This is a genomic window from Jiangella ureilytica (assembly GCF_004348545.1).
Taxonomy (GTDB): Bacteria; Actinomycetota; Actinomycetes; order Jiangellales; family Jiangellaceae; genus Jiangella; species Jiangella ureilytica.
The window spans coordinates 73,879-92,122 of record NZ_SMKL01000003.1 but is presented as its reverse complement, the minus strand read 5'-3'; the positions used below and the strand labels follow the sequence as shown (position 1 = coordinate 92,122).

Annotated in this window: 15 protein-coding genes; 12 read left to right on the top strand and 3 right to left on the bottom strand. The window is 74.0% G+C overall.

The genetic code is table 11. The annotated features are described in order from the left end of the window. The first annotated feature begins 23 nt into the window (after positions 1-23). From E1212_RS02240 to E1212_RS02210, 7 genes are all read left to right on the top strand, one after another. Entirely contained in the window at positions 24-1,178 is a 1,155-nt protein-coding gene (locus E1212_RS02240) for a M20 family metallopeptidase (protein WP_203416217.1), read from the top strand. 32 nt (positions 1,179-1,210) lie between these two features. After that, the gene (locus E1212_RS02235; RefSeq protein ID WP_203416215.1) at positions 1,211-2,041 is read left to right on the top strand and encodes a GNAT family N-acetyltransferase; all 831 of its coding nucleotides are present in this window, start codon (positions 1,211-1,213) and stop codon (positions 2,039-2,041) included. Next, a complete protein-coding gene (menC, locus tag E1212_RS02230; protein WP_203416213.1) occupies positions 2,038-3,147 on the top strand; it encodes an o-succinylbenzoate synthase in 1,110 nt (369 codons plus the stop codon). Before E1212_RS02235 ends, menC begins: the two co-directional genes overlap by 4 nt. Positions 3,148-3,340: 193 nt before the next feature. After that, complete coding sequence (locus E1212_RS02225; protein ID WP_131978472.1) at positions 3,341-4,969, top strand: PucR family transcriptional regulator; 1,629 nt, start codon at positions 3,341-3,343, stop codon at positions 4,967-4,969. Positions 4,970-5,102: 133 nt separating this feature from the next. After that, positions 5,103-6,794, top strand: a complete 1,692-nt coding sequence (locus E1212_RS02220; protein WP_203416211.1) for a metallophosphoesterase — start codon at positions 5,103-5,105, stop codon at positions 6,792-6,794. A 143-nt stretch (positions 6,795-6,937) separates the two neighbouring features. Further along, complete coding sequence (locus tag E1212_RS02215) at positions 6,938-8,371, top strand: GuaB1 family IMP dehydrogenase-related protein (RefSeq protein ID WP_131978469.1); 1,434 nt, start codon at positions 6,938-6,940, stop codon at positions 8,369-8,371. After that, positions 8,368-9,306, top strand: coding sequence for an NADP-dependent oxidoreductase (locus E1212_RS02210; protein WP_131978466.1), 939 nt, complete (start codon positions 8,368-8,370; stop codon positions 9,304-9,306). The genes E1212_RS02215 and E1212_RS02210 overlap by 4 nt, the downstream gene beginning before the upstream one ends. Before the next feature lie 9 nt (positions 9,307-9,315). Here E1212_RS02210 and E1212_RS02205 read toward each other — a convergent pair whose 3' ends face one another. Continuing rightward, positions 9,316-10,284, bottom strand: coding sequence for a ketopantoate reductase family protein (locus tag E1212_RS02205; RefSeq protein WP_131978463.1), 969 nt, complete (start codon positions 10,282-10,284; stop codon positions 9,316-9,318). A 45-nt stretch (positions 10,285-10,329) separates the two neighbouring features. On the opposite strand from E1212_RS02205, the gene E1212_RS02200 reads away from it, so the two are divergent. From E1212_RS02200 to E1212_RS02190, 3 genes are read left to right on the top strand one after another with little or no spacing between them, the layout of a single operon-like run. Further along, a complete protein-coding gene (locus tag E1212_RS02200) occupies positions 10,330-12,972 on the top strand; it encodes a valine--tRNA ligase (RefSeq protein ID WP_131978460.1) in 2,643 nt (880 codons plus the stop codon). After that, entirely contained in the window at positions 12,969-14,300 is a 1,332-nt protein-coding gene (locus tag E1212_RS02195; RefSeq protein WP_203416209.1) for a bifunctional folylpolyglutamate synthase/dihydrofolate synthase, read from the top strand. The genes E1212_RS02200 and E1212_RS02195 overlap by 4 nt, the downstream gene beginning before the upstream one ends. Next, a complete protein-coding gene (locus E1212_RS02190) occupies positions 14,297-14,638 on the top strand; it encodes a DUF4233 domain-containing protein (RefSeq protein ID WP_131978457.1) in 342 nt (113 codons plus the stop codon). Before E1212_RS02195 ends, E1212_RS02190 begins: the two co-directional genes overlap by 4 nt. A 46-nt stretch (positions 14,639-14,684) precedes the next feature. Here the strand turns inward: E1212_RS02190 and E1212_RS02185 are convergent, their stop codons facing one another. Both E1212_RS02185 and ndk read right to left on the bottom strand, forming a co-directional pair. After that, entirely contained in the window at positions 14,685-15,746 is a 1,062-nt protein-coding gene (locus E1212_RS02185; protein ID WP_131978454.1) for a hypothetical protein, read from the bottom strand. Between the two features lie 127 nt (positions 15,747-15,873). After that, positions 15,874-16,281 (bottom strand): nucleoside-diphosphate kinase, encoded by a 408-nt coding sequence (gene ndk / locus E1212_RS02180; RefSeq protein WP_131978451.1) that lies wholly within the window; start codon positions 16,279-16,281, stop codon positions 15,874-15,876. 450 nt (positions 16,282-16,731) lie between these two features. Between ndk and E1212_RS02175 the strand changes: the two genes are divergently transcribed. Together E1212_RS02175 and E1212_RS02170 are read left to right on the top strand one after the other, a co-directional pair. Further along, on the top strand, positions 16,732-17,460 hold the full coding sequence (locus tag E1212_RS02175) for an SAF domain-containing protein (RefSeq protein WP_131978448.1): 729 nt from the start codon (positions 16,732-16,734) through the stop codon (positions 17,458-17,460). Positions 17,461-17,464: 4 nt separating this feature from the next. Beyond that, complete coding sequence (locus tag E1212_RS02170) at positions 17,465-18,244, top strand: CpaE/TadZ family protein (protein WP_131978445.1); 780 nt, start codon at positions 17,465-17,467, stop codon at positions 18,242-18,244.

Below are 18,244 nucleotides of genomic sequence, written 5' to 3'. Positions count from 1 at the left end.
GTGAGCGGGAAGACGGGCGCCCGATGAGCAGCGTCGCCGAGATGACCGCCGACCTGCGGACGCTGGTCGAGTGCGAGTCGCCGTCGGCCGACACCGCGGCGGTCGCGGCGTCGGCGGACGTCGTCGCGGCGCTGGGGGCGCGGCTGACCGGCGCCGCGCCCGAGCGGCTGGTCGTCGACGGGCGGACGCACCTGCGCTGGCGGTTCGGGCCGCCCGGTGCGCGACGGCCCGGCGTGCTGCTGCTCGGCCACCACGACACCGTCTGGCCGGTCGGCTCGCTGCTGGCGCACCCGTGGCGGGTGGCGGACGGACGCGCCTACGGCCCGGGCTGCTTCGACATGAAGGCCGGACTGGTGCAGCTGTTCCACGCGCTCGCCGGGCTGTCCTCGCTCGACGGCATCACGGTGCTGGTCACCGGCGACGAGGAGCTGGGCGCGCTGACGTCGCGGCCGCTGCTGCACGAGGAGGCCGCCCGCGCCTCGGCGGCATTCGTCCTGGAGGCGGCGGCCGACGGCGGTGCGCTGAAGACCGCGCGCAAGGGCGTCGCCTGGTACGAGGTGCATGTCACCGGCCGGGCCGCGCATGCCGGGCTCGAGCCGTGGACCGGCGTCAACGCGGCGGTCGAGCTCGCGCACCAGATCCTCGCCATCGGCGCCCTCGACCGCGGGCCCGGCGGCGCCACCGTCACCCCCACCGTCGCCACGGCGGGGACCACCGCGAACACCGTCCCGGCGGCGGCGTCCGTGCATGTCGACGCGCGGGTGCCGACGGCGGCCGAGGCGAGCCGCGTCGACGACGGGCTGTTCGCGCTGCGCCCGGTGCTCGACGGCGCGGAGGTCGAGGTGGTCCGCGGGCCGCGGCACCCGCCGTTCGAGCCGTCGTCGTCGGCCGCCCTGTACGAGCTGGCGGTCGATGTGGCCGCCGCGCTCGGGCTCGGGCCGCTGGGCTCGGCGCACGTGGGCGGGGCCTCGGACGGGAACATCGTCGCCGGCGACGGCACCCCCACGCTGGACGGGCTCGGCGCCGTCGGGGCCGGGGCGCACGCGCCGGGTGAGTACGTGCTCGTCGACGAGATGCCGCGGCGGGCCGCGCTGCTCGCCGGGCTGGTCGACGCCGTGCGCGCGGGCTCGTCCGGACCGACGAACCCGGTCGCCGCGGATCGGGCCGGACGACCATGACCGGCGCCCCGGAGTGGAGGACCATCGACGACATGGCCGCCCAGCCCGCCGCCGTCGCGCACCTCGTCATCCGCGAGCTGTCCGCGCTCGGCGATCTCGAAGAGGTCTACGCGCTGTTCGACCGCATCTGGCGGCCCGACAAGTCGAACCCGCCCGTCACCGTCGAGCACCTGCGCGCCCTGACCCACGCCGGCAACTACGTGGCCGGTGCCTATGACGGCGACGAGCTGGTCGGGGCGTGTGTCGGGTTCTTCGCCGCGCCACCGGGCCGCTCGATGCACTCGCACGTCGCCGGCGTCTCGGCCGCCGCCCGCGGCCGGCACGTCGGGTTCGCGCTCAAGTCGCACCAGCGCGACTGGGCACTGGAGCACGGCCTCTCCGAGATCACCTGGACGTTCGACCCGCTGGTGCGCCGCAACGCCTACTTCAACCTGGCCAAGCTGCAGGCCCGGCCGAGCGACTACCTGGTCGACTTCTACGGCGACATGGACGACGCGATCAACGGCGGGCAGGGCAGCGACCGGCTTCTGGTGCGCTGGCGGCTCGAGGACCCGTCGGTGGTGGCGGCGTGCGCGAGCGGTGGCGGGACGGCCGCCGCGGTGCCGCCCGGCGTCGTCGCCGCGCTGACGGAGTCGCCGTCGGGACGGCCGGTCGCCGCGCCCCGGTCGGCATGGGCCCGGGCCGGGCGGCTGCTGGTCGGGACGCCGTCGGACATCGAGGCCCTGCGCGGCACCGACCCCGAGACGGCCCGGCAGTGGCGCTCCGCGGTGCGCGACGTGCTCGGCGAGCTGATCACCAGTGGCGCGCGGGTGACCGGGTTCACCCGGTCCGGCAGCTACGTGACGGAGAGGACCGACGCGTGAAGGTCACCGGGTTCGAGCTGCGGCGCATCGCGATGCCGCTGGTCGCGCCGTTCCGCACCTCGTTCGGCGTCGAGACGGCGCGCGACGTGCTGCTGGTCCGGGCCGCCACGCCCGACGGCGACGGCTGGGGCGAGTGCGTGGCGATGAGCGAGCCGCTGTACTCGCCGGAGTACGCCGACGGGGCGGCCCAGGTGATCGAGCGGTTCCTCGCGCCACGGCTGTTCGCGGCCGGTGACGTGGAGCCGCTGGACGTGGCGCGCCTGCTCGAGCCGGTGCGCGGGCACCGCATGGCGAAGGCCGCGCTCGAGACGGCGGTGCTGGACGCCTGGCTGCGGGCCCGCGGCGAGTCGTTCGGGTCGTACCTCGGTGCCGTGCGCGACCGCGTGCCCGCCGGGGTCTCCGTCGGTATCATGGACTCGATCCCGGCGCTGCTCGACGCCGTCGCCGGCTACCTCGACCAGGGCTACCTGCGGATCAAGCTGAAGATCGAGCCCGGCTGGGACGTCGCCGCGGTGCGCGCCGTCCGCGAGCGGTTCGGCGACGACCTGATGCTGCAGGTCGACGCGAACGCCGCCTACACGCTGGCCGACGCCCGTGTCCTGGCGGCGCTGGACGACTTCGACCTGCTGCTGATCGAGCAGCCGCTGGCCGAGGACGACCTGCGCCAGCACGCGTCGCTCGCGCAGCTGGTGCGGACGCCGATCTGCCTCGACGAGTCGATCGAGTCGGCCAAGGACGCCGCCGACGCGCTGGCGCTGGGCGCCTGCCGGATCATCAACGTCAAGCCCGGCCGGGTCGGCGGGTACCTCGAGGCGCGGCGCATCCACGACCTCGCGCAGGCGCACGGGGCGGCGGTGTGGTGCGGCGGCATGCTCGAGACCGGCATCGGGCGGGCGGCCAACGTCGCACTGGCGGCGCTGCCCGGGTTCACCCTCCCCGGCGACACGTCGGCGTCGGACCGCTACTTCGCCCAGGACGTGACGGCGCCGTTCGTCCTCGAGGACGGCCACGTGGCGGTGCCCACCGGGCCCGGCCTCGGCGTCGAGCCGATCGCCGACGTCCTGGCGTCGATGACGACCTCGACCACCTGGCTCCCCGCACCCTGACCGGCGACGGTGCCCGGCGATCCCTGGGCACATGAGCACCGTGACGCACCGGTGCGCACAGGTGTCTCATCGCACACCGAGCCGCCAGGGGGATCTGGCGGTTCGTGGGCGGGCACCAAGCAGGCGGCGCGGATTGTAGAGTTCGACGAACTCGCTCCCGTCGTCCGCGTGCTTGGGTTCAGAGGTGTTGCGCATGACCCTGCGACCGAGGGCCACGCTCGGCCGCGTCCTCGACGATCTGGGGTCGACGCTGCTCGAGGTCGTCGCCGGGCGGGTCGATCCCGGCCGGAGCGTGGGCGGGGTGGTCATCCACGACCCGCTCGACCCGCCGTCGATGCCGGCCGACGCGCTGGTGCTGGGCGTCGGGCTGGCCGCGCCGGACGAGATCGCCGAGGTCGTGCGCGCGGTGGCCGCCGAGGGCGCCGTCGGGCTGGTGCTGCGGGTCCCGGTCGACCTCGACGCCGACGCGCGGCGGGCGGTCGCCGAGGAGGGGCTGGTCCTGTTCGGTCTGACCCGCGGCGCGTCGTGGGCGCAGGTCGCGGCCCTGCTGCGCAGCCTGCTGGCGCTGGACGACCTGGGCGGCGTCGAGGACCAGACGCTGGCCGGCGCCGGCGCGGGCGATCTGTTCGCGCTGGCCGGGGCGGTGTCGGCGCTGCTGGACGCGCCGCTGACGATCGAGGACCTCAACTCGCGCGTGCTGGCGTTCTCGGCCGACCAGGAGCGCGCCGACGAGTCGCGCAAGGAGACCGTGCTCGGCCGCCAGGTCCCCGAGCGCTACCTGCGCCAGCTCGAGCGGCGCGGGCTGTTCCGGGCGCTCTACGCGTCGGACCGGCCGGTCTTCATGCCCGACATCGAGGGCGCGGAGATGGCGCGGGCGGCGATCCGGGTCCGCGCGGGCGACGAGATCCTCGGCTCGATGTGGGCGGCCGTGAAGGAGCCGCTCACCGCGGAACGCGAGCAGGCCTTCGTCGACGCCGCCAAGCTGGTCGCGCTGCACATGCTGCGCCACCGCGCCGGTGCCGACGTCGAGCGGCGGCTGCGCGCGGAGCTGGTCGCGACGGTGCTCGAAGGCGGTCCCGCGGCGGGCGAGGCGGCCAGCCGGCTGGGCCTGGCCGGCGGACCGGCGTGCGTGCTGGCGCTGGCCGTGCCCGGTGAGGCCGAGCCGTCCTCCGTCGAAGCCGACCTGCAGCGGGTCGCCGGAGCGTTCGCGCTGCACCTGGCCGCCGTCCATCCGCGGTCCGCGGTCGCCCTCGTCGGCGGCGTGGTCTACGGCGTCATCCCGCTGGCCGGCGACGGCCCCGACGCCGGCCAGCGCGCCGTCGCCGTCGCCGAGGAGTTCCTCAGCCGCATCGGCGCCCGCAGTCACGTCGTCGTCGGCATCGGCGGGGTCGCGGCCGGGCCGTCGGAGTTGCCGCAGTCGCGCCACGACGCCGACCGCGCGGTGCGGGTGCTGCGGACGCGGCGGGGTGGCTCGCGCGTGGCCCGGCTCACCGACGTGCAGATCTCGGCGTTCCTCCTCGAGCTGGGCGGCGCCATGGCGGCCGAGCGGCGGGTCCCGTCGGGTCCGGTGGCGCGGCTCGCGGCCTACGACCGGCGGCACCGGTCGCAGCTGGTCGACACGCTGCGGGCCTGGCTGGAGGCGTTCGGCGACGTGACGGCGGCAGCTGCGGCCACGCACGTGCACGCCAACACGTTCCGGTACCGGCTGCGGCGGGTCGGCGAGATCGGCGGGCTGGACCTCGCCGACGCCGACGCGCGGTTCGCGGCGATGCTCGAGCTCCGCCTGCGCGCGGTGGTTGATCACCCTGCCGAGGGACCCTAAGGTCACCCGTGGAGGGCCGTGCACACCGGCGACGACTGGGGGCCGGAGGCTCCCACGAGTCGTCGGTCGGAGATGGCGAGGATCGGAGCAACGAGCGTGACGTGCAGGGCCCGACACATCGGATGTCGCTGACGTGACTGGACCCGCGCCGCGGCCGCGCGACCTGAGCCCGGCGGAGACCGGGTTCGTCCGCCAGCGGCCGGTGCCCTGGCTCAACCCCGGCCTGCTCGCCGGCACCGCCGTCCGCGTCCTGCTCGCCTACCTGTTCGGCGGCTACCTCGACAAGCGCGAGCTGCAGGCCGCGCTGCCGGACCGCGCCTACGACCACTCCGCCGCCGACGAGCTCTGGTTCGACTACACCGCCGACGTCGGCGACGGGTTCGACGCTACCTACACGATCGCGTCGCTGCTGGCCCGGCCCGAGCTCATGCTCGACGACGGCCGCCTGCTGCCCCGCGGCGACCTGCTCGTCCTGGGCGGCGACCAGGTGTACCCGACGGCGTCCAACCCGGCCTACGAGCACCGCTGGAAGGGCCCGTACCGCGCCGCCCTGCCCGACCTCGCCGCCGTCACGCCGTCGCTCTACGCGCTGCCCGGCAACCACGACTGGTACGACGGGCTGACGGCGTTCCTGCGGCTGTTCGCGCAGGGCGACACCGTCGGCGGCTGGCGCACGCGGCAGGCGCGCAGCTACTTCGCGCTGGAGCTGCCGCACCGGTGGTGGCTGTTCGCCGTGGACATCCAGCTGTCGTCCTACATCGACGAGCCGCAGCTCGCCTACTTCGGCCGGGTCGCCGAGCGGCTGACGCCCACCGACCGGATCATCCTGGTGCCGGCCCAGCCGTCGTGGGTGAAGACGCACGACCGGCCCGACGCCTACGACAGCGTCGACTACTTCATCCGCACGGTCATCGAGCCCACCGGCGCCCGGGTGCCGCTGCTGCTCGCCGGCGACATGCACCACTACGCGCGCTACACCGGCCCGGGGCCGGACGGGCGCGGCCGGCAGCTGCTCACCTGCGGCGGAGGCGGCGCCTACCTCGTCGGCACCGACCACCTGCCCGACGCCGTCGCCGTCCCGCCGGAGGAGACGATCACCCGCCGGCGCAGCACCCCGCAGCGGTACGAGCGGGCCGCCGCCTACCCGTCGCAGCAGACCTCGCGGCGGCTCGGCCGGCGGATCTTCTCCCGGCTGCCGCGGCGCAATCCCGGCTTCGTCTGGCTGCTCGGGCTCATGCAGACGCTGCTCATGCTGGCCTTCGTGACGTCGCCCGACCACCTGATCACGCCGGCGACGGTGTCCGGTGTGGTCGCCGTGCTGGTCGGTACGGCGGTGTTCACGCTGGTCCTCGGGGAGCGGACGCGCAAGCACATGGCCGCGGCGGTGCTCCATGCGGTGCCGCACGTGGCGCTGGCGCTCGGGGGAGCGGCGGCGTGGTCGGCGCTCCCGCTGTCGGGGCTGGCGAACCCGTGGGCGACGCTGCTGGCGTTCGTGGTCTACGGCCCCGTCATCGGGCTGGCCGACGCCTGGGTGGTAGGGGCGTACCTGCTGGTCGCACGGTACTTCGACGTCAACGTCAACGAGCTGTACGCCGGTATGGGCATCGAGGACCACAAGAGCTTCCTCCGCTTCCACCTCGGCCGCGACGGGTCGCTGACGGTGTACCCGGTGGCGGTCGAGCGGGTGGCGCACCGCTGGCGCGCCGACCCCGGCGGCGCCCCCGGCTCACCCTGGATCGTCCCCGAAGACCCCCTGCACGCCACCCTCGCGGAGCCGCCCGTCCTCGTCGACGGCCCCCGGGGGAGCACCGCTCGCAATGGTTGAGGGATGAGTGTCGCCAGAACGCCACGGATCCCTCAACCATGGGCTCCCTGTCCGTCTGCAGCGCGCGGTTCACCATCCCAGCCGTCCGGGCCGCTGGGGCGCCGCTGGGTAGGGTGGAACTCTGCCGAGCCGGGGGAGGCACCATGCGGTTCCTGCACGACCGGGTCCCCGACCAGGACCTCACCTACAGCGACGTGTTCCTGGTGCCGAACCGATCCCAGGTCGGGTCGCGGCTGGACGTCGACCTCACGACCGCGGACGGTACGGGGACGACGATCCCGCTGGTCGCGGCGAACATGACCGCGGTCTCCGGGCGCCGCATGGCCGAGACGCTGGCCCGCTGCGGCGGAATGGCCGTCATCCCGCAGGACATCCCGCCCGACGTCGTCGCCGACGTCATCGCGTGGGTGAAGCAGCGGCACCTCGTCTACGACACCCCGCTCACCATGCCGCCGTCGGGCACCGTCGGCGAGGCGTACAACCTGCTGCCCAAGCGCGGCCACGGCGCCGTCATCGTCGTCGACGACGGCCGGGTGGCAGGCGTGGTCACCGAGGCCGACTGCCAGGACGTCGACCGCTTCACCCAGCTGCACACGGTGATGTCGACGGAGGTGCTCACCCTGCCCGACGGCGTCGCGCCCGAGGACGCGTTCAACCAGCTGCACGACGGACGGCACCGGCTCGCGCCGGTCGTGGGTGCCGACGGGCGCATCGTCGGCATCCTGACCAGGGAGCGCGCGCTGCGGGCCACGCTCTACGCACCCGCGGCCGACGGCGGCAGGCTGCGCATCGGCGCGGCGGTGGGCATCAACGGCGACGTCGAGGGCAAGGCCAAGGCGCTGCTGGCGGCCGGCACCGACGTGCTGGTGGTCGACACCGCGCACGGGCACCAGGAACGCATGCTCGACGTCCTGCGGCGGGTCCGGTCACTCGACCCCGAGGTCCCGGTCGTCGCCGGCAACGTCGTCACGGCCGAGGGCGTCAGCGACCTCGTGGCGGCCGGGGCCGACATCGTCAAGGTGGGGGTCGGGCCGGGTGCCATGTGCACCACGCGCATGATGACCGGCGTCGGCCGGCCGCAGTTCTCCTCCGTCCTCGAGTGCGCGCGGCGGGCCCGGGAGCTCGGCGTGCACGTGTGGGCCGACGGCGGCGTGCGGCACCCGCGCGACGTCGCCCTGGCGCTGGCCGCGGGGGCCGACAACGTGATGATCGGGTCGTGGTTCGCCGGCACCTACGAGTCGCCGGGCGACGTCCTGCGCGACGGCGAGGGGCGGATGTACAAGGAGAGCTTCGGCATGGCGTCGGCGCGGGCGGTGCGGCTGCGCACCGCCGAGGACTCCGCGTTCCAGCGCGCCCGCAAGGGCATCTTCGAAGAGGGCGTCTCGCAGGCGCGGATGTACCTCGAGCCGTCGAGGCCCAGCGTCGAGGACCTCGTCGACACCATCGTCGCCGGGGTCCGCAGCGCGTTCACCTACGTCGGCGCGCGGACCATCGAGGAGTTCCGCGAGCGTGCGGTCGTGGGAGTGCAGAGTGCTTCCGGGTACACCGAGGGCATGCCCGTGGACGTGAGCTGGTGACCACCACGCAGCGGGCCCGCGCCGTCCGGTACACCCGCTACGGCGACCCCGACGTGCTCTCGCTCGACACCGTCGACCTGCCCGAGCCCGGGCCCGGCGAGGTGCGCGTCGCCGTCCGCGCGGCCGCGGTGAACCCGTACGACTGGAAGGCCCGCCGCGGCCTCTACGCCGGCGACCAGGCGCCGGCCCGGCCCGCGCGCGTCGGACTCGAGTTCGCCGGCACCGTCGACGCCGTGGGCCCCGACGTGACCGGCTGGTCCGCGGGCGACGCGGTGTTCGGGCTGGGCTCCGGCACGGCCGCCACGCACATCGTCGTGGCGGCCGACGGCCTGGTCGCCAAGCCCCGCTCGATGTCGTTCGTGCAGGCCGCGGCGTTGCCCGTCGCCTGCGAGACGGCGTACCGCGCGATCCGGCTGCTCGACGTGACGGCCGCCGACGTGGTGCTCGTGCACGCCGCGGCCGGCGCTGTGGGCCTCGTGGCGACGCAGCTCGCGCTGGTCCGAGGCGCCCGCGTCATCGGGACGGCGGGGACGGCGAACCACGAGTTCCTGGCGTCGCTGGGAGCCGAACCGGTGCTCTACGGCGACGGCCTGGCCGACCGCGTGCGGGCGCTGGCCCCCCGGGGCGTCGACGCCGTGCTGGACGCGTCCGGGCGCGACGTGCTGCCGGTGTCGGTCGAGCTGGCCGGCGGACCGGAGCGCGTCGTCACCATCGCCGACGGCAGCGCGGAGCAGTACGGCGTCCGAGCGACCTGGAGCGCCGACCTGCCGCTGCCGCAGGTGTTCGAGACGGTGCTGCCGCTGGTCGAGCAGGGCGCGGTCCAGCTGCCCGTGGCGGGCACGTTCCCGCTCGAGCAGGTCGCCGAGGCCCAGACCGTCAGCGAGTCCGGGCACCTGCGCGGCAAGCTGGTGCTCACCGTCGGCGACCCGGCCTGAGGGCCCGGCTCACGCCGACAGCTTCTGCAGCAGCTCGCCGGCCGGCACCGAGCCCGGGGCCAGCCGCTCCCGCGCCGCGACGACGGCCAGCTGCCGGACCAGCTCGTTGGCCGGCGCCGGCACGCCGTGCAGCCGGGCCAGCAGCACGATCTCGCCGTTGAGGTAGTCGGCCTCGATGGAGCCGGTGCCGCGCAGCAGGCTCTGCACCGACGAGCCGCTGGGCTCCCGGCCATCGAACGGCGGCATCCGCAGGATGTCGCCGCGCCGGGCTCGGTCGGTCGCCTCGTCCACGACGTCGATGCCGGCCGCCGTCAGCACCGCCTCGCCCTCGGCCCGCACCAGCGCGGCAGCCTGCTGAGCGCTGTCGTCGCCGGGCCCGCAGAGCGCCATGACGGAGTTGCCGAGGTTCATGATCAGCTTGCGGTGCTTCCACCGCATGATGTCCTCGCGCGGCTCGGAGACGAAGCCGGCCTTGGTGAGCGCCGCCGCGATCGAGCGGGCGCCGTCGTCGATGCCGGCGGGGTAGCGGCCGATGTCGAGGATGCCCGGCACCGGCGCCGACCGCGCCTGCACCACGCCCGGCCGTACGTGCGCCGCGGGGAACATCACGCACACGCCGTAGACGTGGGAGAACAGCCGGAGCGCGAGCCGCTCGTTGGCCACGCCGTTCTGGACGCACACCACCGGAGTGGACGGACCGGCGACCTCGCGCAGCGCCTCGAGCGCGTCCGGGGTGTCCTGGCCCTTCATGGTGAGGACGACGACGTCGTCGGGGCTCACGCCGGCCTCGGACGGCGAACCGTAGGCCGGCACCGGCACCGTCGTGGCGCCCTCGGGCGACTCGACCCGCAGACCTCGCGACCGGATGGCGGCCAGGTGCTCGCCGCGAGCGATGAGCCGGACGTCGAACCCCGCCGAGTGCAGGCGTGCGCCGAGGACGCCGCCGATCGCGCCGGCGCCGTAGATCACGAAGGCCATGGTCCGTACGCTATCGGGCCTCGTCTCGCAGTAGAATTCCGCGGCGTGACCGACACGACCCGCACCGAGCACTCCGAGCCCGCCCTGCCGTCCGTCTACGACCCGGCAGCGGTAGAGGCGCCGCTCTACGAGCGCTGGGTCGAACGGGGCTATTTCGAGGCCGACGAGAAGAGCGACCGGCCGCCGTTCTGCATCGTCATCCCGCCGCCCAACGTCACCGGCTCGCTGCACCTGGGCCACGCGTTCGAGCACACCCTCATCGACGCGCTCGTCCGGCGGCGGCGCATGCAGGGCTACGAGGCGCTGTGGATGCCGGGCATGGACCACGCCGGCATCGCCACCCAGAACGTCGTCGAGCGGCAACTGGCGGCGACCGGGCAGTCCCGGCACGATCTCGGCCGCGAGGCGTTCGTCGAGCAGGTCTGGGAGTGGAAGGCCGAGTCCGGCGGCAAGATCCTCGCCCAGATGCGCCGGCTCGGCGACGGCGTCGCCTGGAGCCGCGAGCGGTTCACCATGGACGAGGGCCTGTCGCGCGCCGTCCAGACCATGTTCAAGCGGCTCTACGACGACGAGCTCATCTACCGCGCCGAGCGCATCATCAACTGGTGCGTCCGCTGCCACACCGCGCTGTCCGACATCGAGGTCGAGCACAGCGACGACGACGGCGAGCTGGTCTCGATCCGCTACAGCGACGACGTCGTCGTGGCCACCACGCGCGCCGAGACGATGCTCGGCGACACCGCCGTGGCCGTGCACCCCGACGACGAGCGCTACAAGCACCTCATCGGCACCGAGGTCGACCTGCCGCTGACCGGGCGGCGCATCCCGATCGTCGGCGACCCGCACGTCGACCCGTCGTTCGGCACCGGCATGGTCAAGGTGACGCCGGCGCACGACCCCAACGACTTCGAGATCGGCCGCCGGCACGACCTCCCCATGCTCACGATCATGGACGAGCAGGGCGTCATCACCGCGCACGGCCCGTTCCAGGGGCTCGACCGGTTCGAGGCCCGGCCGGCCGTCGTCGCGGCGCTGCGCGAAGAGGGCCGCATCGTCTCCGAGAAGCGGCCGTACGTGCACGCCGTCGGCCACTGCTCGCGCTGCAAGACCGTCGTCGAGCCGCGGCTGTCACTGCAGTGGTGGGTCAAGGTCGAGCCGCTGGCCAAGGCGTCGGGCGACGCCGTCCGCGACGGCCGCGTGGCCATCCACCCGACGTCCATGGAGTCGCGCTGGTTCGGCTGGGTCGACGACATGCACGACTGGTGCATCTCGCGCCAGCTCTGGTGGGGTCACCGCATCCCGGTCTGGTACGGGCCCGACGGCGAGGTGGTCTGCGTCGGTCCCGACGACGAGGTCCCCACCGGCGAGGGCTGGGTGCAGGACGAGGACGTGCTCGACACCTGGTTCTCGTCGGCGCTGTGGCCGTTCTCGACGCTCGGCTGGCCCGACGAGACCCCGGCGCTGGAGAAGTTCTACCCGAACCAGGTGCTGGTCACCGGCTACGACATCCTGTTCTTCTGGGTGGCCCGCATGATGATGTTCGGCTTGTACGCGCACGCCGACGCCGCCCCCGAGAAGGCGATCCCCTTCCACACCATCGTGCTGCACGGCATGGTCCGCGACGAGCGCGGCAAGAAGATGTCGAAGTCGTTCGGCAACGCCGTCGACCCGCTCGACTGGATGGACGCCTACGGCTCCGACGCGCTGCGGTTCACGCTGGCCCGCGGCGCCAACCCCGGCGCCGACGTGCCCATCGGCGAGGACTGGGTGCAGGCGTCGCGCAACTTCTGCAACAAGCTCTGGAACGCCACGCGGTTCGCGCTGATCAGCGGAGCCCGCGTGGGTGAGCTGCCACCGTCGCCGGAGCTGGCGGCGCCCGACCGATGGATCCTGTCGCGGCTCCACACCGTCCTCGCCGAGGTCGACGGCCTGTTCGAGGACTACCAGTTCGCCAAGGCCAGCGACCTGCTCTACCACTTCGCGTGGGACGAGTTCTGCGACTGGTACGTCGAGCTGGCGAAGACGTCGCTGGCCGCGGGCGGCGACGCGGCCGAGAACACCCGGCTGGTGCTGGGTCATGTCCTCGACCGGCTGCTGCGCGTCCTGCACCCGGTGACGCCGTTCGTCACCGAGGCGCTGTGGACGACGCTGACCGGCCAGGAGTCGCTCGTGGTCGCCGACTGGCCGGCGCCTGACGCGTCGCGGCGCGACCCCTCGGCCGAGGCCACCGTGGCCGAACTGCAGCGGCTGGTCACCGAGGTCCGCCGGTTCCGCAGCGACCAGGGCCTCAAGCCGGGCCAGCGGGTGCCGGCCCGGGTCTCGGCCGCGGTGTCCGACGTCTTCACGTTCACCGAGCACGAGGCCGCGTTCCGGTCGCTGACCCGGCTGACCTCGCCGGAGGACGGCTTCACGGCGACGGCGCGGGTGGTGGTCGGGGGCGTCACCGTCGAGCTGGACCTCTCCGGCGCGGTCGACGTCGAGGCCGAGCGCAAGCGGCTCAGCAAGGACCTCGCCACCGAGCGGAAGGCGCTCGAGCAGGCCACCCGCAAGCTCGACAACGAGCAGTTCCTCGCCAAGGCGCCCGAGTCCGAGGTCGAGAAGGTCCGCGGCCGGCGCACCGCCGCCGAGACCGAGATCGCCCGGCTCGAGGCACAGCTGGCCGGCCTGCCGCAGGGCGCGTCGTCGTGAGCGGTGACCAGCTGCGCGACATCGAGGCCGAGCTCATGGCGCGGCGTCCGGAGTCGCTGGTCGAGCCGTCGCTGGAGCGCATCCGCGAGGTCCTCGACCTGCTCGGCAACCCGCAGCTGGCCTACCCCGTCGTCCACATCGGCGGCACCAATGGCAAGACGTCCACGGCGCGCATGGTCGACTCGCTGCTGCGCGAGCTGAACCTGCGCACCGGCCGCTACACCAGCCCGCACCTGCAGTCGATCACCGAGCGCATCGTCGTCGACGGCGAGCCGATCGCGCCGGAGCGGTTCGCCGCCGCGTACGCCGAGATCAGGCCGTACCTCGACCTCGTCGACTCCAAGCACGACGTGCGGCTGGGCTACTTCGAGGCGCTGACGGCGCTCGCCTACGCCGCGTTCGCCGACACCCCGGTCGAGGCCGCCGTCGTCGAGGTCGGCATGGGCGGCTCGTGGGACGCCACCAACGTCGCCGACGGCCGCGTCGCCGTCGTCACCCCGATCGCCGTCGACCACGTCGAGTACCTCGGCGACACCATCGAGGAGATCGCGACCGAGAAGGCCGGCATCATCAAGCCCGGCTCGTACGCCGTGCTGGGGCCGCAGCTGCCGGCCGCGGCCGAGATCCTGCTGGCGCGGGTCGCCGAGGTGGGCGCCACCGTCGCCCGGCAGGGCGTCGAGTTCGGCGTGCGCGGCCGCGAGATGGCCGTCGGCGGGCAGGTCGTCGGCCTGCAGGGGCTCACCGGCCCGTACGACGAGGTCTTCCTGCCGCTGCACGGCGAGTACCAGGCGCACAACGCGGCGGCGGCACTGGCGGCGGTCGAGGCGTTCGTCGGCGGCGGCCGCGAGGCCTTGGACGCGGACCTGGTGCGGGCCGCGTTCGCGCGGGTCACGTCGCCGGGCCGGCTCGAGGCGCTGCGCCGCGGTCCGGTCGTGCTCGCCGACGCCGCGCACAACCCCGCCGGCGCGGCGGCGCTCGCGGCGGCGCTGTCCGAGGAGTTCGCCGGAACCGCACTGGTCGCCGTCGTCGCCGCCATGGCCGACAAGGACGTCGAGGGCATCCTCACCGAGCTCGAGCCCGCGGTCGAGGCCGTCGTCGTCACCGAGAACTCCTCGCCGCGCACCATGCCGGTCGACCAGCTGGCCAACATCGCCATCGACGTGTTCGGCCAGGACCGCGTCCACCAGGCGGTCCCGCTGCCCGAGGCGATCGACGCCGCACTGGCGCTGGCCGAGCGCGAGGAGTCGCTGGGCGGCTACGGCGTCGTGGTCACCGGCTCCGTGGTGACGGCGGGCGACGCGCGCGTGGCGTACGGGGCGCCGTCGTGAACCGGATCGCCGCCACCATCCTGTCGGTCCAGACGATCGTGGTGCTGCTGGCCGTCCCCGTGGCGATCAACATCGCCGACGTGAGCCGGGGAGCGGCCTGGCCGGCCGGCGGCGGCATCGCGCTGCTGTGCGTCCTGGGCGCGGCCACGGTGCGCCGCGGCCGGGTCGGCTACGTGCTCGGGACGGCGGCCCAGGTGGCGTCGATCGCGGCCGGCGTCGTGGTGCCGGCCATGCTCATCCTGGGCGGCATCTTCGCGCTGCTCTGGTTCGTCCTGCTGCGCATCGGCCCGCAGATCGAGCGCGAGAAGGCGGCTCGAGAGCAGCGGTCGCCCGAGTGATGGCGGGTGGTTCGGTGGTGCCATAGCGCCACCGAACCACCCGCCATCACCTCATGCCCGCGAGGTAGGCAGCCTCGATCTCGCGGAGGACGGCGGCGGGTTCGGTACGCAGCCGGGCAGGTGAGACCGGGAGGACGCGCCAGCCGTGGGCGGCGTAGCGGGCTCGGCGTTCTTCGGTGCGGGCGGGGGCGTCGCCGAAGCCGTGGAAGCTGCGGGAGTCGACCTCGACGACGAGGCGGGCGTGTTCCCAGCAGGCGTCCGGGTGGATGCCACGGTGCTCGGGGAGTGGCCGGTTCCAGCGGGGCTCGGGCAGGACGGGGCTGGTGCGGACGAGGTCGCGGAGTTCGCATTCGGGCGCGGAGCGGCAGCCCGCCTCGATGTCGCGCATGGCGAGCCGGGCCAGCGCGCCTCCACGGCGTGGGGCAGCGGCGACCTCGCTGCGCAGGGCCGTCAGAGTGGCTCGGCGGCGTTGGACGACTTCGCACATCAGGGCTCGGGCGTTGCGCAGAGCGACGTCGCGGTGGTGGCTCGGGTGATCCCAGCAGCGCGGGCAGCCGTCGGCGCGGGAGCAGCGCGGACGCCAGTCCCCCGGAAGCCGCTCACAGCGGACCACCGTTTCGACGACGGCCCGCGCGGGTGGCACCACCGGAACGAGGCCGGGAACCGGGCCACGTCCGGCCTGGTCGGTGAGCACGTCGAGCGGGAGGTCGGTGAGATCGTCGTCGATCCACAGCTGGGGTCGCGGTGGCCGTGTCGTCCGGTTCACCCGGACGAAGCCCTTGCTGCGGAGGGCCGACTCCCAAGGCACCAGTACGTCGATGTCGTCATCGGCCGGCGGGCCGTAGGCCAGTCCGCTCATGTCGCAGGCCCATGCGCCACTGATCGCGGCCCTCGGGCCGCCGTGCAGGATCGCGGCGCGGCGCCGGTGGATCGGCGTGAGCGGCCCGTTGAAGGTGGCGTAGATGCCGGGCAGGACGCGCTGCCACGGCCCGCCGGGCCGGATCGCGTGCCGGATGGCGTCCTTCGTCATGCCGGCGGCCGAAGCCTGCCGGCGGGTGAGGAGGCCGTCCTGAGCACGAGCCAGGGCGAGCGCCGACATCTGAGTCACACCGCGATCTTCCGCGCGGATCGCTGTCGAGCCAAGCGCGGATTCGCGCCCTGTGGACAACGATGGCGGGTGGTTCAGTGGCACTATGGCGCCACTGAACCACCCGCCATCGGCGGCCGAGCAGGCGTTACAGGCCGGGGAACCAGAGGTCGAGTTCGCGCTTGGCGGCCTCGGGGGAGTCCGAGGCGTGCACGAGGTTCTCGGAGTTCGACAGCGAGAGGTCGCCGCGGATGGTGCCGGGGGCGGCCTTGCGGCCGTCGGTGGCGCCGTTCATGGCCCGGACGACGTCGATGGCCTGGTCGCCGTCGAGCACGAGGGCGACCAGCGGGCCGCCGGTGACGAACTCGCGCAGCGCGGGGTAGAACGCCTTCTCGACGTGCTCGGCGTAGTGGGCGTCCGACAGCGTGGGGTCGATGGTGCGCTGGTCCATCGCGACGATGGTCAGGCCCTTGCGTTCATAGCGGGCCAGAATCTCCCCGACCAGGCCGCGGCGGACGGCGTCGGGCTTGATCAGGACGAGCGTGCGCTCGGACACGGGTGCTCCTGTGCGGTCGTGTGGATCGGCAATGTCCCGACACTAGCCAATCCCCGCGCACGCACGCGGATCAGGTGGTCACCACAGGTCCCGACACGACGATGAAAGGACGGTGAAAGCGGCCGCCGGTAGCGTCCGTGGTGTTGGGGACGCATCCGGACTGTGGACGCACGGTCCGGAATGTGGGCACAGCGGACATGACGGGGAAGGGTCTCGAGCGGCATGACCACGGTCGGGCCGTCGAGGTAAGGTTCCCCCGAACGTCCAGGGGGCAGCGGGGTTGCTTGGCGTGTCGAACCACCCGGCGACGCGGCGTCCGACCGGTCGCCTCGGCCGGTCCGTTCGATACGGTCCCCACGCTGCGCCCCGCCGTCCTGACCGGTTCGGGGCGGGCAGCGACACCAGCGGGTGTGCGGACGGGTGACGAGGCGGGAGCGGTAGAGGCACCTCATGGCGGGGACAACTCAGACGACTGACGCGGCCAACGAGCGCCAGCGCGCACGCGAGCAGCGAGGCATCCGGAGCAACCAGCGGGTCCGTGCCGAGAACACCCGGCTGCCCTCGCCGCCGCGGCAGCGGCGCCCGGCGCTGGCCGCCCTGGCGGTGCTGCTCATCGTCGGCGGCGCGGCCATCGCCGCGCTGCTCGCCATGCGGGTCGACGAGCGCACGCCGGTGCTGCGGCTGGCCGCCGACGTCGCCGCGGGCGAGCAGATCACCGCCGAGGACCTCGAGGCCACCCAGGTCGCCGCCGAGCTCGACACCCTGATCCCGGAGTCGCAGGAGGCCCAAGTCGTCGGCCAGTACGCGCGCGTGAGCCTCGAGCAGGGCCAGCTGCTCGACACCACCATGCTCGAAACCGAGTCTCCGCTGTCCGAGGGCCAGGTCGCCGTCGGCGCCTTCCTCGGCCAGGGCTTCCTGCCGGCCGGCGGGCTGCAGGCCGGCGACATCGTCGACCTCGTCTCGATCGTCACCGGCGAGGGCGACACCGTCGTCGAGGGCGCCCGGGTCGCCACCGCCCGCGCGGCCGAGGGCGCCGACGCCCAGGGTGGCACCGGCTCGCTGGTCACCCTGCTGGTCGACCGCGCCGACGCCGCCGCCATCGGCGGGCTCGCGGCCACCAACCAGCTCGTCGTCACGCTCGTCGAGCGCGGCACCCCCTTCGCGTCCGAGGAGGAGTGAGCGGGTGCTGATCGCGTTCGCGTCCGCCAAGGGCTCCCCGGGGGTGACCACCACGGTCAACGCCCTCGGGGCCATCTGGCCGTTCGACGTGGTGGTCGCCGACTTCGACCCCGCCGGAGGCGACCTCGCGCTGCGCCACCGCGACGTCCACGGCGAGCCGCTCGATCCCGAGCGCGGACTGCTCTCGCTGGCCGCCGCGGCCCGCCGGGGCGTGGCCGAGGCACACATGGCCGAGCACCTGCAGACCGCCGACGGTGGCCTCGACCTGCTCGCCGGCGTCGTGCGGCCCGAGCAGCTCACCGGCATCGGCGCGGTCTGGCCGGCCATGGCCACCATGCTCAAGACCCTGCCGGTCGACGTCCTGGTCGACTGCGGCCGCATCGTGCCGGGCACGCCGCTGCTGCCGGTCATGAACGCCGCCGACGCCGTCGTGTTCGTCGTGCGGCCGGGCATCGAGTACTACGCGCACCTGCGCGAACGGCTGCGCTGGCTGGCCGAGCCGCTGCAGATCGGCAAGGCCGGCAGCATCCCCGTCGGCATCGTGCTGGTCGCCGACAGCGGCGACACCGCCAGCGCCCGCGACCTCGACCGGCTGCTGCAGCACGACGGCCACCAGGTCACCGTGCTGGGCCGCATCGCCGACGACCCCAAGGCGGCCGGCGCCCTGGCCGGGCGATGGAACCGGCGCATCGACCGGTCGCTGCTGGTGCGCTCGGCGCGCGAGCTCAGCGAGACCGTCCGGCGGCTGGCCCAGAACCACGCGCGCATCCCGAGCAGGAGCTGA

Excerpts from the sequence above, each read along its gene's own strand:
- E1212_RS02205 (WP_131978463.1), bottom strand. The coding sequence starts at position 10,284 with ATGGCCTTCGTGATCTACGGCGCCGGCGCGATCGGCGGCGTCCTCGGC.
- E1212_RS02175 (WP_131978448.1), top strand. The coding sequence starts at position 16,732 with ATGGCGGGGACAACTCAGACGACTGACGCGGCCAACGAGCGCCAGCGC.
- E1212_RS02215 (WP_131978469.1), top strand. The coding sequence starts at position 6,938 with ATGCGGTTCCTGCACGACCGGGTCCCCGACCAGGACCTCACCTACAGC.
- E1212_RS02235 (WP_203416215.1), top strand. The coding sequence starts at position 1,211 with ATGGCCGCCCAGCCCGCCGCCGTCGCGCACCTCGTCATCCGCGAGCTG.
- E1212_RS02225 (WP_131978472.1), top strand. The coding sequence starts at position 3,341 with ATGACCCTGCGACCGAGGGCCACGCTCGGCCGCGTCCTCGACGATCTG.
- E1212_RS02240 (WP_203416217.1), top strand. The coding sequence starts at position 24 with ATGAGCAGCGTCGCCGAGATGACCGCCGACCTGCGGACGCTGGTCGAG.